Source organism: Paenibacillus sp. FSL W8-0439 (genome assembly GCF_038008995.1).
In the GTDB taxonomy this organism is placed as follows: Bacteria; Bacillota; Bacilli; order Paenibacillales; family Paenibacillaceae; genus Paenibacillus; species Paenibacillus polymyxa.
The window spans coordinates 2,817,793-2,835,135 of sequence record NZ_JBBPAK010000001.1 but is presented as its reverse complement, the minus strand read 5'-3'; the positions used below and the strand labels follow the sequence as shown (position 1 = coordinate 2,835,135).

Sequence of the window (17,343 nt, the reverse complement as noted above, 5' to 3'; positions counted from 1 at the left end):
CAAACTCTTTTTATTCGAAGTTATTCAATACGTCTTCAAACTCATCCATATTCAGATCGTCTACTGTAAAATCACTGAGTGTAGCTTCTGAATAGTCCATTTCTGCACAATGGGTTATTATGTTTACTAAATGCTTTTTAAAACTCACCGCTACCCCTTCAATAGTACTCTTCTCATACTCGCCCTGGTTGTAGCTAAAGTTTAATTCCAGCTTCCCGCCTTCTACAGTTCCGCCGTTAATATCAATACAATACTCACTTTTATAGTTTGGTCCTGTAGACTCTCCGGCAGGAATATCAGACACTCCAAATAAATTGTCTACATTATCCTGGTTGAATTGACCGAGGTAATTGAAGCTTATTTCAGGGTTTAGATTAAAGTTTAAATCGGCTTTGTTTTCCGGCAAGGTAAGATATTTTAGTATGCCGTAACCTATCCCTTTGTTAGGTATCTGCCTGATGTTTTCTTTTACCGATTTGATCATGCGGGAAATATCGAGTTGTCCGCTGACATCTAACACCACGGGATACTGGGTGGTGAACCATCCCACGGTCCTGCTTATGTCAATGTCTTTAATGATTTCCTCCCTGCCGTGCCCCTCCAGACTGATCAGAACCTTATCATTTCCGGTCCATTCCCTCACTGCTAATCCCAAGGCGGTAAGCAATATGTCGTTTACTTCTGTGTTATAAGCATGGTTTACCCGCTTTAGCATCTTCTCAGTCTCTTCAATACTCAGCTCGATCTTGACGCTATTGTTATTCATATACCTTCTTTCTTCAATCTCTCGGTCTTTTGGAAGCGGTATTGTTTTAGTTTTTTCCAAATTGGTCCAGTAATTTATTTCTTTTAATAGTTCAGGGCTATTGGCATACTCATCAAGCCTCTGTGCCCAATCTTTGAAAGAGTCGGTCTTGTTGCTGAATTTTATTTCATCATTGTTTAGCGCCTGTCTGTATCCTATGTCCAAATCTTCCAGTATGATTCTCCACGATACCCCATCAACTACAAGGTGGTGAATAGCTATTAGCAGGTGGTCCCCTTCTTTAGTCTTAAACAGACCAACCTTAACTAAAGGACCGTTATACAAGTCCATGCTCCTCTGAATCCTCGACGCTTCCAGCTCTATTTTTTCCCGGTAATTATAGCTGTCCCTAAGGTCTACAATTTCCAATGAAAAATGTTCACCTTCAAGGTTTTTGTTGTATTGGAGTATATTTTGATCCTCTATTTTTACCACTGTTCTAAAAATATCATGGTGCTGTACAAGCTTTGACAATACTTTTCGAATAATAGCTTCTTCAAATCCGTTACGCCCATATATCATTATTTCCTGATTAAAATGATGGATATCCTTGCTGTCTTGTTTATACAACCATCTTTGTATAGGTGTTATCGGTACTATGCCTTCTACCGGGCCTTGATGAATTCTTCGGCTTGTAGATTGTATATATTCGACGAGTTCCTCAATTACAGGATGTTTGAATAAGTCCCGCATTTCAAGCTTTAGCCCATGGACGTTAAGACGCGACATTACCTGTATGGCTTTTATTGAGTCTCCTCCAAGGCTGAAGAAATTATCTTTTACCCCGATGTTTTCAGTTTTTAGTACGTCTTCCCATACTTTGGCCAGTATTTCTTCTCTTTCGTTTCTAGGAACTACATGCTCTACTCCGGTATTAATATTCCCCTGTGGTTCAGGCAATGCTTTCCGATCAATTTTACCGTTGTCATTAAATGGCATCTGTTCCAGATGCATGAAATATGCTGGTACCATGTAGTCAGGTAGTTCGTTTAAGAGATGCTCCCTTAGCTCGGAAATGGTCAATTCATTTTCCCCTACAATATATGCACACAGGTACTTCTTCCCTTGCTGCTCTTCCTTTGCAATAACCACTGCTTCCTTAATAGCAGTGTGCTTCACCAGATGTGCTTCAATTTCTCCAAGCTCTATTCTAAAGCCTCTTATCTTTACCTGGTGGTCGATCCTGCCCATGAATTCGATGTTCCCATCAGGAAGCCGCCTTACTAAGTCCCCTGTGCGGTACACTTTTTCGCCGGGAATAAACGGGTTAGGTACAAATTTTTCTGCTGTCAGTTCAGGTCTATTCAAATAGCCCCTTGCAAGACCGCTTCCACCTATCACAAGTTCACCGGCCACTCCTACAGGAGTTAATTGGTTGTGCTTGTCCAGTATATAAAGGTATACATTCTGTAAAGCTTTCCCTATAGGTACTGTTATAAGTTCTTCTGCTATTTTCTTTGTTATACTGTAACCCGCTGCATATATCGTGGACTCTGTAGGCCCATAGATATTTTCCAGAGATGTGTTCTCTGAGACATCGAAAAGCTCATGGACAAGCTTTTTGGGCAGCGCTTCTCCAGCAGCAAAAATATACCTGAGAGTTGATGGCAGTTTTATACCATTATCTTTTAAAGTATGCACCATTATATTCAGCATTGATGGTACAAAGTTTACATGGGTTATCTTATGCTTGTTTATTACCTCTACTAACTCCATAGCTTCCTTTTCCACACCTTGGCGTGATATTACAAGCTTTCCTCCGTTGAGGAACCAGCCAAATATCTCAGCTACGGATACGTCAAAGGTATAAGTTGTTTTAAATAGAAAAGCGTCTTCCGCTTTAAGCGGATACATGGCCTGGAGGGCTGTAATTATGTTTACAACGCTAGTATGCTCAATCATTCCACCTTTGGGCTTCCCTGTCGAACCTGATGTATAAATGACGTACGCAAGGTCCGAGGGTTTGTTTACATTTTCAAGCTTTGAGTTCTCTTCATTTAAATATTCTTCCTCCAGATATATAATATCCGCATCAATCTGCTTATTTTCCATAAAGGTCCTGGAGGTCAAAAGGATCTGGGAACCACTATCGTCCAACAAATACTTTATCCTTGTATCAGGATAATTAGGATCTATCGGCAGATACGCCCCTCCAGCTTTCAATATGGCAAATATCCCCACAATCATCTCAAATGAACGTTCGGCCATAATTCCTACAATACGGTCAGGCTTTACCCCTTTGTTCCTCAATACTCTGGCCAAATGATTTGCCTTTCCGTTCAATTCCCTGTAAGTCAAGTGCTTGTCTTCATATACCACAGCTATGTTGTCAGGTGTCCTTTCCACCTGCTCAGCAAACAGCTCATGTATGGTTTTGTCCTGCGGATAGTCTTTCTTAGTATCATTAAAGTCTATCAGCAACTGCTTTCTTTCTTCATGACTTAATATAATAAGCTTGTCAACTGACCCTTTGGGGTTATGGATAAACATATTTAAAATATTAATAAAATAGTCTATACACTCTTCTGCCTGTTTTCTTTCCAATACTTTGTCCGAGTAGATCAAGCTTATATTAAGATCATCGAATGTATTACTTACTGTAAAGTCAAGACTTGTATTGGTTGCTTCATATTCATCAACTGAAATTCTATCTTTAACATCACCGATTTCTTTGTTTATTATCTCGTTATATATATGAAAATCCACATAATTGAATATGGTATCAAATAAAGGATTTTCCTCTTTGTTTTCTTTTCCGCCCAGGATATTTATGATCTCAAATAAAGGCAGTCTTCCATAAAGCTTTAAGTTTATTAATTTCTTTTCTGCAACTTTTATCAATTCCTCCCATATATCGATTTTATCAAAACACATTTTGACGGGAACCGTATTTAAGAAGCACCCCAGCATCTTATCTCCATCTTCGCATACAGGTCTGTTGTTTTCTACCAAACCTACGACAAAGTCATCCTCGTATGAAAGCATATTGAGCATATAAGTGTATGCAGCAAAGCAAAGTGTCTTTAAGCTTACATCATATCTTCTGGCAGTACTTCTTAAATCACCTAAAAATTCCTGACTTAAATGGCGTGTTACATGGTCTACTTTATAAGATTTTTTTGTTTTTCCATGAATATTTGCAGGCATATTCAACCTTTTATATTCACTTAATTCCTCTCTCCAATAATTAATTACTTCCTGGTTGTCCTTAATTGTCATTTGGTCTGCTATATAATCTTTATAGCTGCATTTAAGCCGTGTTGGTATATAATCTTTTTCTTGCTTAAGCTTAGAGTATAGGTTTGAAACTTCCGTAATCAATGAAGCAACACTCCAGCCATCCAGGATAGCATGGTGGAATATCAGAACCAGACAAATATGGTTTGCGTCAAGTTTGAATATTCTTATCCTCCAAAGGGGCTTTGATATATCAAACGGATTCGCTCTGTCATTTTCCAAATATTTGTTTATATACTCAACCTGCCCTGTCCTGCTAAAATTCATGATATCTATCTGCTCAATATCAAGACTACTGCCCTTGTAAACAATTTGCACAGGAGTTTCAAAATCCTCTAAATTAAAAACCGTCCTTAAAATATCATGTTTTGACGTCATTAGAAGCATCGCTTCTTTAAATGCTGGGAAATCAAAGTCTTTGTCATTCAGATGAAATGCAAATTGGTCATGATAAACTGCATTTTCATAGTCTTTTTTGGAATGATAAATCATACCCAGCTCTATGTGACTCATCGGATATATATCTTCCATGTCCGAAGGTAACTTTTCTGAGAGAGTTTCATTCATCAATATTCGCTGTTTAAATAACTCCAGTTCTTCCCTTGCTTTACCCATCTTACTGTTAAAAGCTTCCGTATCTTTTACTTTTAAGAATGCAGACAATCTCTCAATATCAGGATTCATGTATATATCCCTGATTTGGATGTTTATATCCAACTTTTTGCATATTGTGCTGACTAATGATATTGCACGTATAGAATCTCCGCCTATTTTAAAGAAGTTGTCCCTTATTCCTACCTGTTTTGCTCCAAGCACTTCCTGCCATATTTCAACCAGTTTCTCTTCCACTTCATTCCGCGGCGCTACATATTCTGTTCCCGTACTCATACTTCCGTCAGGCTCGGGCAATGCTTTCCTGTCTATTTTTCCATTAGGGGTCAATGGCAGCTTTTCCATCTGCATAAAGTAAGAAGGGATCATGTAGTCCGGGAGCTCTTTTGACAAGTGTTCCCTCATCCCCTGTACGGTTATTTCTTGATCCGGTACGACGTACGCACAAAGATACTTATTTCCGTCAGCTCCTTCTTTGTCCAATACCACTGCTTCTTTTATTGTTTCATGCTTTAATAACCGGTTCTCTATTTCACCCAGTTCTATCCTGTAGCCTCTTATCTTTACCTGATGGTCGATCCTGCCCAGGTATTCTAGGTTGCCGTCAGGCAGCCACCTTGCCAGGTCACCTGTCCTGTACATCCTTTCACCCGGTGCGAATGGGTTTGCTGCGAATTTTTCTTCTGTAAGTTCCGGTCTGTTCAAGTACCCTCTTGCCAGTCCATCCCCTGCTATACATAGTTCTCCCGCTACTCCTATCGGCTGCAGGCCCTTTTCCTTACTCACAACATATAACTTAATGTTATCTATGGGCTTTCCTATTGGTACAAGCTCCAATTCTTCTTCCGTGGAGCAGCCAAAGTAGGATACATCTACTGTTGCTTCTGTTGGTCCGTACAGGTTATGCAGGCTTGTTCCTTTTTCTTTGTACAGCAGCTTGTTGAACTTTTCTACTTGCTTCAGGTTCAGTGCTTCTCCACTGGCAAATACCTGCTTTAAGCTTGCTATTTCCTCTATTATCCCCTTTTCCTCTACATACTCTAAAAATACACTCAACATGGATGGTACAAAGTGCATTGTGGTAACTTTATTTTTTTCGATTGCCTTCACGATTTCTTCCGGATTTTTTTCTCCTCCCGGTATCAGCAGGCAGACTTTGGCCCCAGTAAAGCTCCACCACAATAATTCCCATACCGATACGTCAAAGGTATAGGGAGTTTTCTGCAGGATCACATCACCTTCAGCTATCGGGTATTGCTTCTGCATCCAGTTGATCCGGTTGATTACGGAGTAGTTCTCTATCATTACCCCTTTGGGTTTGCCGGTAGAACCGGATGTATATATTACATAAGCCAAGTTTTCAGGTTTACTAATTAACTTTGGATTTGATACATCCCCAGTAAATAGTTCCTGATTTTCTATGCTAATAAATTCAGCATTTCTGTAACTACCTTTAGCATTTATAAATTTATCCTGTATCAGAATAATTTGGCTGCCACTGTCATCAAGCATAAACTGGATCCTGTCTTCAGGGTATTCAGGAGCTATGGGTAAATAAGCCCCCCCAGCTTTTAGGACAGCCATGATCCCTATGATCATTTCCGGGGAACGTTCTACCATAATTCCCACTACACTATCAGGTTTTATTCCCTTTTCTCTTAATTTTCTGGCCAGTTGGTTTGCCTTTTCGTTTAGCTCCCTATAAGTCAGCTGTTTATCTTCAAACACTACAGCAATATTATTGGGTGTCCGTTCCACCTGTTCCTCAAAAATCTGATGGATGGTCTTTTCCCGAGGGTATCCTGCTTTTGTATTATTAAATTCATATAATATTTGATGTTTTTCGTCTTGTGACAGCATATCAATTTCTAATAGCCTTTTTTCAGGAAAGGCTGCTGCCTCTTCCAATACATTAAGGTAATGGGCAATAAGCCTTATAACTGACTCTTTCTTAAACAACCTGGTAGCATACTCCAATTCAAATGCAATACCGTCCTCTGTTTCCTCAGCGTTTAAAGTCAAGTCAAACTTGGATATTCTTACTTCACTGTCATAGGGCATAAACCTTAGCCCATCCATCTTCACTTCTGATGCCTCGATATTTTGCAGTACAAACATAGTATCGAAAAGTGGATTTCTGCCCAGATCCCTTTCCAGGTTAAGCTTATCTACCAGTTCTTCAAATTGGTAATCTTGGTTTTCGTAAGCCCTTAAGGAGTTTTCTCTTACTTCATTAAGGAAGTCCACAAAAGTCTTTCCACCTTGAGGGTGATTCCTCATGGCTAGCGTGTTTACAAACATACCAATAACGTCCTGAAGATCAGTATGCGGCCTTCCTGCAACGGGACTTCCAACTATAATATCTTCCTGTCCGGTGTACTTGGATAAAAGGACATTGTATGAAGCTAAAAGTACCATGTAGAGCGTGGCACCATTATTCACTGCAAGTTTGTTCAGTTTAACAGCAAGCTCCTTGCCTGCTTTGAAACTGATCACATCTCCCTCAAAACTCTGTATAGCTGGCCTAGGGTAGTCTAGCGGCATATTAAGCAAAGGAATTTCTCCTTTGAATACTTGGAGCCAGTATTCTTCCTGCTTACTAATTGTCCCATCAGCAAACAGCCTGTTCTGCCATACGGAAAAATCCTTGTACTGAATCTTAAGTTCCGGAAGTTCCTTACCTTCATACAGGCTCATAAATTCTCTTACCAGTATGTCGTCAGACACCCCGTCAGATATAATATGGTGCTTATCAGACATCATAATATATCTGTCTTCTCCAACTTTTATAAGCCCAACCCTAAGTAAAGGAGCCTCATCAAGGTCAAAGGTCCTAATAAATTCACTGGCTATTTTCGCAGCTCTTTCCTCATCGTTTTCCATATACATAACACTAAAATCCACATTGCTATGGACCTTTTGTACCGGTTTACCATCTATCATATGGAATGAGGTACGGAAAGACTCATGTCTGTCAACAAGCTCCCTAAAAGCCTGTTCAAAGCGCAGTTTATCGAGTTTGCCTTCAATTAGCATAATACCAGGCATGTTGTATGCCATCCCAACTGCGTCAAGCTGGTTTAGAATATACAGCCTTTTCTGGGCGGATGAAATTGGATAGTACTCCATCTCCCCAGCCGGCCCAATAGAATGAAATACACTCTCCTTTGCAATCTTGATGCACTCGGCAACTTCAGACATATTTGGGCTCTTAAATATTTCTTTAAGCGGTATGTTTACATTGAACTCTTTGTGAATCCTGGCAATAAGATTTGCTGCCCTTAAGGAATGTCCCCCCAGCTCAAAGAAATTGTCGTTTCTTCCCACTTTCTCTATACTAAGGATATCCTGCCACAACCCCACAAGTTTCTCCTCCACTTCACCCAAGGGTGCGACATACTCTATTCCAGCATCGATATTGCCGTCAGGTTCGGGCAATGCCTTCCTATCTATTTTGCCATTGGGAGTCAGCGGCAGCTTTTTTAACTGCATAAAATAGGATGGTATCATATAGTCTGGAAGGTCCTTTAAGAGATGTCCCCTTAGTTCTGCTATTGTTAATTCATTTTCCCCTGCCACATAGGCACACAGATACTTGTTTCCCTTCTGATCTTCCCTTGCAATAACCACTGCTTCCTTTATTGAAACGTGCTTTAGCAGTTGTGCTTCTATTTCCCCCAGCTCTATTCTAAATCCCCTTATCTTTACCTGATGATCTACTCTTCCTAAAAATTCCATATTCCCATCAGACAGCCATCTGGCCAGATCCCCTGTACGATACATCCTTTCCCCTGGTATAAACGGGTTAGGTACAAATTTTTCAGCTGTCAGTTCGGGCCGGTTTAGATATCCCCTTGCAAGCCCTTCTCCCCCTATGCACAACTCACCCAAAACCCCTGTAGGCTGAGGTCTCAAGTGTTTGTCAACAACGTAGTATTTTATATTTTGCATTGGCTTTCCGATAGGTACACTCCCGGATTCCAAATAGCTTCCCAGTCTCTTTTCGTAATAACTGGAATCTATGGTGGACTCAGTAACCCCATAGCTATTAACAACCCGCAGTTTCTCTCCATACCAGGATTGTAATCTTTCATAATCTTCCACAGAGAGAGTATCTGATCCAAGTATAAGCAACTTGAGGCTATCAATAATCAAAGCATTATCATGGATATAATCCATAAGAGGAATAATCAGTGCCGGTGTGGATTCAAAGATGGTTATTTTATGGGTTTTAATAAGTGAATATAATCGTGCAGGATCGTATCTCTCCTCGGATGAACAAATAACCATTTGGCCTCCGTTGAGCAGCGTTCTCGAAACATCTCCCACAAATACATCAAAAGAAAAACTTGCGATTTGCAACAGCTTTACATCCATATCCGCAAGCCTATATTCCTTTTTCCATGCGTAAGATATGTTGACAAGACTTCTATGCTCTATCATGATCCCCTTTGGCTTTCCTGTGGTTCCTGATGTATAAATGACATATGCTAAATTACAAGATTTATTAATGACAGGAAGATTTTCTGTTCTCCCGTTGTAATTCACACAGTCATCAAAGCTTATAATATCAAGATCAAATTTAATTTTTTCTTTATGATGTTCTTGCGTAAGAATAATTCCAGCCAAGCTGTCATCGATCATATATCTGATTCGTTCTTCAGGATATTCGGTGTCTATGGGTAAATACGCGCCTCCTGCTTTAAATACAGCAATTACACCTATTATCATTTCTATGGACCGGTCTACCATTATAGCTACTACACTGTCAGGTTTTAATCCCTTGTCCCTTAAGATCCAAGCCAGTTGATTGGCCTTTTCATTAAGTTCTCCGTAAGTCAAGTATTTATCTTCAAATACTACTGCTATGTTATCAGGCGTCTTTTCCACTTGTTCTTCAAATAGCTCTTGTATGGTCTTATCCTTAGGATATTCTACTTTTGTATCATTGAAGCCATAGATTATTTGCTGTTTTTCCTCCTGGGACAACATATTTATTTCCGACAACCTTTTAAACGGATTTGCGGTTATCTCTTCCAACACGTTAAGGTAATGAGCCGCCAACCTTTTTATAGTCTCTTTTTTGAAAAGCCGAGTACAATATTCAAAGCTAAAAGCCATACCATCTTCACGCTCTATTGCATCAATGGATAGGTCAAATTTTGATATTCTATACTCTAGCCCGTTATTAAAAGGTTTGAAGCTTATACCAGGTACTGCAAATTCTACCTTAGAGGCATTTTGCATGGTAAACATAGTATCAAACAGTGGGTTTCTGCTCATGTCCCTCTTCAAGTTAAGCTTCTCAACCAGTTCTTCAAATTGGTAATCCTGATTGTCATAAGCCCTTAGAGCGTTTTCTCTTACTTCATTCAAGAATTCTACAAAGGTACTATCTCCCTTGGGGTAATTTCTCATAGCCAAGGTATTTACAAACATACCAAGGATATCCTGCAGGTCTGAATGTGGCCTTCCGGCTATAGGGCTTCCAACGATTATGTCTTCCTGTCCGGTGTGCTTAGACAGCAATATGTTGTATGCCGCGAGCAGTGTCATGTAAAGCGTAGCCCCATTATCCCTTGCAAGCTTGTTTAATTTATTCGTAAGCTCACTGCCTGCTTCAAAGCTAAAAAAATCCCCTTCAAAGCTTTGTATTACAGGCCTTGGATAGTCTAGCGGCATATTCAGTACAGGTATTTCTCCCTGGAATGCTTGGAGCCAGTATTCCTCCTGGCTGCTAATTCCGCCCTCATCAAACAGTTTATTCTGCCATACAGCGTAGTCCTTGTACTGTATCCGAAGTGCTGGAGGGTTGTTTCCTTCATAAAGATCCATAAACTCACGAATCAGTATGTCCATGGAGACACCATCGGATATAATGTGATGCATATCAAACATCATAAGATGCCTGTCTTCTCCCGTTTTTACAAGCTCTACCCTTAGCAGAGGAGCCTTGCCAAGATCAAAAGGTCTGGCAAATTCCCCAGCATACTCTGCGGCTTTTTCTTCGTTAGTTTCAAAGTACATCACGCTGAATTCCACATGGTCATGAACCTTCTGGACCGGGTTACCATCGATCATGTGGAACGATGTTCTAAGAGTCTCATGCCTTTTTACCAACTGCCTGAAGACTTCCTGGAAACGCGCTGTATCAATGCTTCCTTCCAGCAGCATAATACCAGGCATGTTGTATGCTGTCCCTGCCCCTTCAAGCTGGTTTAGTATATACAGCCTTCTTTGTGCAGATGACATAGGGTAGTATTCCATTTCTCCTGCCGGTTGGATTGACTGATATAGGCTCTCCTTTGAGTCTTTAATATATCTGGCAATTTCTAAGATGGTTGGTGTCTTGAATATTTCCTTAAGAGGTATGTCTATATTGAACTCTTTGTGAATTCTTGCTACAAGGCTTGTTGCCTTTAACGAGTGTCCCCCAAGCATAAAAAAGTTATCATTTCTTCCTACCTTCTCTATTCCAAGGATATCCCGCCACAACAGCGCAAGTTTCTCCTCTATTTCTCCCGAAGGTACTACGTATTCTACGCCGGTATTAACATTGCTATCGAGCACAGGCAATGCTTTCCTGTCTATTTTTCCATTAGGGGTCAATGGCAGCTTTTCCATCCGCACAAAGTAGGAAGGGATCATGTAGTCCGGGAGCTCTTTTGACAAGTGTTCCCTCATCCCCTGTACGGTTATTTCTTGATCCGGTACGACGTATCCACAAAGATACTTATTTCCGTCAGCTCCTTCTTTGTCCAATACCACGGCTTCTTTTATTGCTTCATGCTTTAATAACCGGTTCTCTATTTCACCCAGTTCTATCCTGTAGCCTCTTATCTTTACCTGATGGTCGATCCTGCCCAGATATTCTAGGTTGCCGTCAGACAGCCACCTTGCCAGGTCACCTGTCCTGTACATCCTTTCACCCGGTGCGAATGGGTTTGCTGCGAATTTTTCTTCTGTAAGTTCCGGTCTGTTCAAGTACCCTCTTGCCAGTCCATCCCCTGCTATGCATAGTTCTCCCGCTACTCCTATCGGCTGCAGGCCCTTTTCCTTACTGACAACATACAACTTAATGTTATCTATGGGCTTTCCTATAGGTACAAGCTCCAATTCTTCTTCCGTAGAGCAGCCAAAGTAGGATACATCTACTGTTGCTTCTGTTGGTCCGTACAGGTTATGCAGGCTTGTTCCTTTTTCTTTGTACAGCAGCTTGTTGAACTTTTCTACTTGCTTCAGGTTCAGTGCTTCTCCACTGGCAAATACCTGCTTTAAGCTTGCTATTTCCTCTATTATCCCCTTTTCCTCTACATACTCTAAAAATACACTCAACATGGATGGTACAAAGTGCATTGTGGTAACTTTATTTTTTTCGATTGCCTTCACGATTTCTTCCGGATTTTTTTCTCCTCCCGGTATCAGCAGGCAGACTTTGGCCCCAGTAAAGCTCCACCACAATAATTCCCATACCGATACGTCAAAGGTATAGGGAGTTTTCTGCAGGATCACATCACCTTCAGCTATCGGGTATTGCTTCTGCATCCAGTTGATCCGGTTGATTACGGAGTAGTTCTCTATCATTACCCCTTTGGGTTTGCCGGTAGAACCGGATGTATATATTACATAAGCCAAGTTTTCAGGTTTACTAATTAACTTTGGATTTGATACATCCCCAGTAAATAGTTCCTGATTTTCTATGCTAATAAATTCAGCATTTCTGTAACTACCTTTAGCATTTATAAATTTATCCTGTATCAGAATAATTTGGCTGCCACTGTCATCAAGCATAAACTGGATCCTGTCTTCAGGGTATTCAGGAGCTATGGGTAAATAAGCCCCCCCAGCTTTTAGGACAGCCATGATCCCTATGATCATTTCCGGGGAACGTTCTACCATAATTCCCACTACACTATCAGGTTTTATTCCCTTTTCTCTTAATTTTCTGGCCAGTTGGTTTGCCTTTTCGTTTACTTCCTTATAAGTCAGCTGTTTATCTTCAAACACTACAGCAATATTATTGGGTGTCTTTTCTACCTGCTCTTCAAACAGTTGATGTATAGTCTTATCCTTAGGATACCGGACCTTTGTATCGTTAAAGTCATATAGTATTTTCTGCTTTTCTTCCTGTGAAAGCATATCAATTTCTGACAACCTTTTTCCAGGATAAACCGTTATCTCTTCCAGAACATTAAGGTAATGGGCTGCAAACCTTTCTACAGTCTCTTTCTTGAACAGCCTTGTGGCATATTCCAAATCAAATGCAATACCTTCCTGGGTTTCCCGAGCATTTAATGTCAAGTCAAATTTGGATATTCTAAATTCATTTGTATAGGGTATAAACTTAAGCCTATCTATCTTCAATTCTGATGAGCCGGTATTTTGCAATACAAACATAGTATCAAAAAGAGGATTCCTGCTCATATCCCTCTTTACATTAAGCTTTTCCACCAGTTCTTCAAACTGGTAGTCCTGATTTTCATAAGCCCTTATAGAGTTTTCCCTTACTTCCTTTAGAAACTCAGCAAAGGTCTTTTCTCCCTGGGGATAGTTCCTCATGGCTAAAGTATTTACAAACATACCTATTATGTCTTGTAAATCTGTATGAGGTCTTCCAGCTATAGGGCTTCCCACTATAATATCTTCCTGCCCCGTATACTTAGACAGCAGTATGTTGTATGAAGCAAGCAATGTCATGTAAAGAGTAGCCCCATTATCCCTTGCAAGCTTAATAAGTTTTCCCGTAAGCTCACTGCCTGCTTCAAAACGGATAAAACCTCCGTCAAAGCTTTGAACCGAAGGCCTTTGGTAATCTACTGGCATATTCAGCACAGGAATTTCTCCATTAAATTCCTGGAGCCAGTATTCCTCCTGCTTCTTTATTTTGTCCCCAGCAAATAGTTCCTTCTGCCAAACAGAATAGTCCTTGTACTGTATACGGAGGGAAGAAGGGTTATTTCCTCCATACATATCCATGAACTCATGTACCAGTATATCCATGGACGTACCGTCAGATATGATATGGTGCATGTCAAACATCATGACATGCTTGTCTTTTCCCGTTTTCACAAGGCCTACTCTTAGCAGCGGAGCAATTCCAAGATCAAACGGCTTTATAAATTCTTTTACGATTTCCCTCACTTTTTCTTCGTCAGATTCTAGATACACTACACTAAAACCCACAGGATCATTGATCTTCTGGACGGGTTCACCCTCTATGAAATGGAAAGATGTTCGAAGGGTCTCATGCCTATTTATAAGCTGTTGGAAGGTCTTCTGAAAAAGCTCCAGATCAATACTGCCTTCAACCAGCAAGCTGCCTGGCATATTGTATGCTGTCCCTGCTCCTTCAAACTGATTTAATATATACAGCCTTCTTTGGGCTGATGACATAGGGTAGTATTCCATCTCTTTAGCAGTTTGGATGGATTGATATATACTCTCCTTTGCTTCCTTCATATACCTTGCTATTTCCGCTATAATTGGAGCCTTAAATATTTCCTTAAGAGGCATGTCTATATTGAACTCTTTGTGAATTCTCGCTACAAGGCTTGTAGCCTTTAAAGAGTGTCCACCTAACATAAAGAAGTTGTCATTTCTTCCTATCTTCTTAATTCCAAGGATGTCTTGCCAAATCAGTGCAAGCTTCTCTTCAAATTCGCCTATAGGCGCTTCATACTCTATTCCCGTATTTATATTACCTTCGGGTTCAGGCAATGCCTTCCTGTCTATCTTGCCATTAGCTGTCAATGGCATTTTTTCAAGCTGCACAAAGTATGATGGTACCATGTATTCGGGCAGTTCTTTTAAGAGATGCTCCCTTAGTTCTGATATTGTCAGCTCATTTTCTCCCGCTATATATGCACACAGGTATTTACTGCCCTGATGGTCTTCCTTTGCAATCACCAAAGATTCCTCAATTGAAGGATGCTTTAGCAGTTGTGCTTCTATTTCACCAAGCTCTATCCTAAAGCCTCTTATCTTTACCTGGTGGTCTATTCTACCCAGGTATTCCATTTCTCCATCAGATAATAACCGGACCAGGTCTCCAGATCTATATAACCTCTCTTCCGGCTTGTACGGATTTTGAACGAACTTTTCCTTTGTAAGCTCCGGTCTTCCAAGATATCCTCTGCAAACTCCGTCTCCTCCTACACAAAGCTCTCCGGCTACTCCAATGGGAACAACTTTCATGTTCTTATCCATTACATATGTTGTAAGGGTTGGTATAGGCCTTCCTATGCTGCTCACATTAGATCTAATTTCTTCCTCTTCTATCTCTTTATATGTGACATGCACTGTTGTCTCGGTTATTCCATACATATTGATGAGTCTAGTCTGCGGGTACTTCTTTCTCCATTCCTTCAACAATGCAGGCTTTAATGCTTCCCCTCCGAATATGACATATCTTATCTTAAGTTCTTTTTCTTCATATGATACTTCTTCATTGGCTATATTATAGAAGGCTGAAGGTGTCTGATTTAATACGGTCACCTTCTCATTCCTTAGAAGTCTCAGATACTCTACATTGCTGCGTGCTGTCATTTTAGGAACTACCACCAATCTGCCCCCATATAACAAGGCCCCGTACATCTCCCATACGGAAAAATCGAAACTCATAGAATGAAACATAGTCCATACATCATTTTCGTTAAAATCAAACTGCATTTTACTGTTAAATAACAGCCTTACTATGTTTCTATGCTCTATCATTGCCCCTTTGGGTTTACCTGTAGAGCCTGAGGTATATATTAAGTAAGCTAGATCGGAAGGTTTATTTACCTCCGATAAGTTATATTGTTCATCTGAATATTCCTGCTCATCTTCTAAATTTATTACTGTACCTATTGATGTATATTTGTCTATAAAATGTGATTGGGTCAACAGGATCACTGCCCGGCTGTCTTCCAGCATATGACTTATTCTTTCCTCAGGATAATCTGGATCTATGGGAAGATATGCCCCTCCTGCTTTTAATACCCCTAGGATTGCTACTATCATCTCAAGTGAGCGTTCTGCCAGAATACCTACGATACTGTCCGGTTTGACTCCTTTAGCCCTTAATACATGGGCCAACCCATTTGATTTTTTATTGAGTTCACTAAATGTAAGCTTTTTACCCTCAAATACCACAGCTACATGATCAGGGTTCTTCTCTGCCTGCTCTTCAAAAAGCTGATGGATAGTCTTGTTTTTAGGATACTGTGCCTCTGTAGCGTTAAAGGTATATAGGATTTGCTGTTTTTCTTCCTGTAACAGTACATCAATTTCCCACAACCTTTTTTCAGGGCATGCAGTTATCTCTTCAAGAACGGTAATGTAATGGGTTCCAAACCTTTTTATTGTCTCCTTCTTAAACAGCCTGGTACAATATTCAAGGTTAAATGTTATACCTTCTTGACCCTCTACCACTTCAAGCATAAGGTCAAATTTTGCCTTTCTGCCTTCCAACCAGTTGTTGTATTGTTTGAAGTTTATACCCGATGCTGCAAATTCTGTCTTGTTTGAAGTGCGCAGTGCAAACATAGTGTCAAAAAGAGGATTCCTGCTCATGTCCCTCATGAGATTAAGTTTTTCTACAAGTTCTTCAAACTGGTAGTTCTGATTTTCAAAAGCCAAAAACGCATTTTCCCTTACTTCCTGCAAGAATTGGACGAAGGTCTTTTCTCCCTCAGGATAGTTCCTTATGGCCAAGGTATTTATAAACATACCAATGATACCCTGCAGGTCAGCATGGGGCCTTCCGGCTACAGGACTTCCAACTATGATGTCTTCCTGTCCAGTGTATCTGGACAGGAGTACGTTATATGCAGCCATCAGTACCATGTATAAGGTAGCTCCATTATCTGTTGCAAGCTTATTTAGTTTGACTGAAAGTTCAGGGTTTATTTCAAAGCTTACAGCATCTCCTTCAAAACTTTGTACCGCCGGTCTTGGATAGTCAGTAGGCATATCCAGTACCGGTATATCACCCTTAAATGTCTGGAGCCAGTATTCTTCCTGCTTCTTTATTGAGTCTCCGGCAAACATCTCCTTCTGCCATACAGAAAAATCCTTGTACTGTATCCGTAGTGGCAAAAGGGTCTTCCCTTGGTACAAATCCAAAAACTCACTCATAAGTATATTGACTGATATACCATCTGATACTATGTGGTGCATGTCAAACATCATAACACGCCTGTCTTCGTTCGTTTTTACAAGTCCTACTCTCAGTAATGGAACTTGGCTAAGATCAAAGGGCGTTATGAATTCTTTGACTATTTCTGCTGCTTTTTCTTCATCCAGTTCCAGGTACGTAATACTGAAATCCACGTAATCATGAACCTTTTGTACTGGTTCACCCTCAACCATATGAAATGATGTGCGCAGAGCCTCATGTCTTTTTACTAGCTCCTTGAATGCCTGTTCGAAGCGTACTGCATCAATGTTTCCTTCCAGCAGTACGACGCCTGGCATGTTATATGCAGTACCTGCTCCTTCAAGCTCGTTTAGTATATACAGCCTTTTCTGGGCAGATGACATAGGGTAAAATTCCTGCTCTCTGGCAGAAGGTATTCCAGAAAAGGCATTTGGCGTATATTTTGAAACATCTTTTCCTTTTTCTTTTAGCATCGTCTCAAATAGCTTTCTTTTTTCTGGAGAAAGAGATTCTATTCTTTTCATCAAATTATCCATAACTTCGTCCCTCT

At 40.3% G+C, this 17,343-nt stretch carries 1 protein-coding gene; it reads right to left on the bottom strand.

Features of this window, described 5'->3' with window-relative positions; genetic code table 11:
* Positions 1-10: 10 nt before the first annotated feature.
* Positions 11-17,329, bottom strand: coding sequence for a non-ribosomal peptide synthase/polyketide synthase (locus MKX36_RS11980; protein ID WP_340864741.1), 17,319 nt, complete (start codon positions 17,327-17,329; stop codon positions 11-13).
* Between the last annotated feature and the right edge of the window lie 14 nt (positions 17,330-17,343).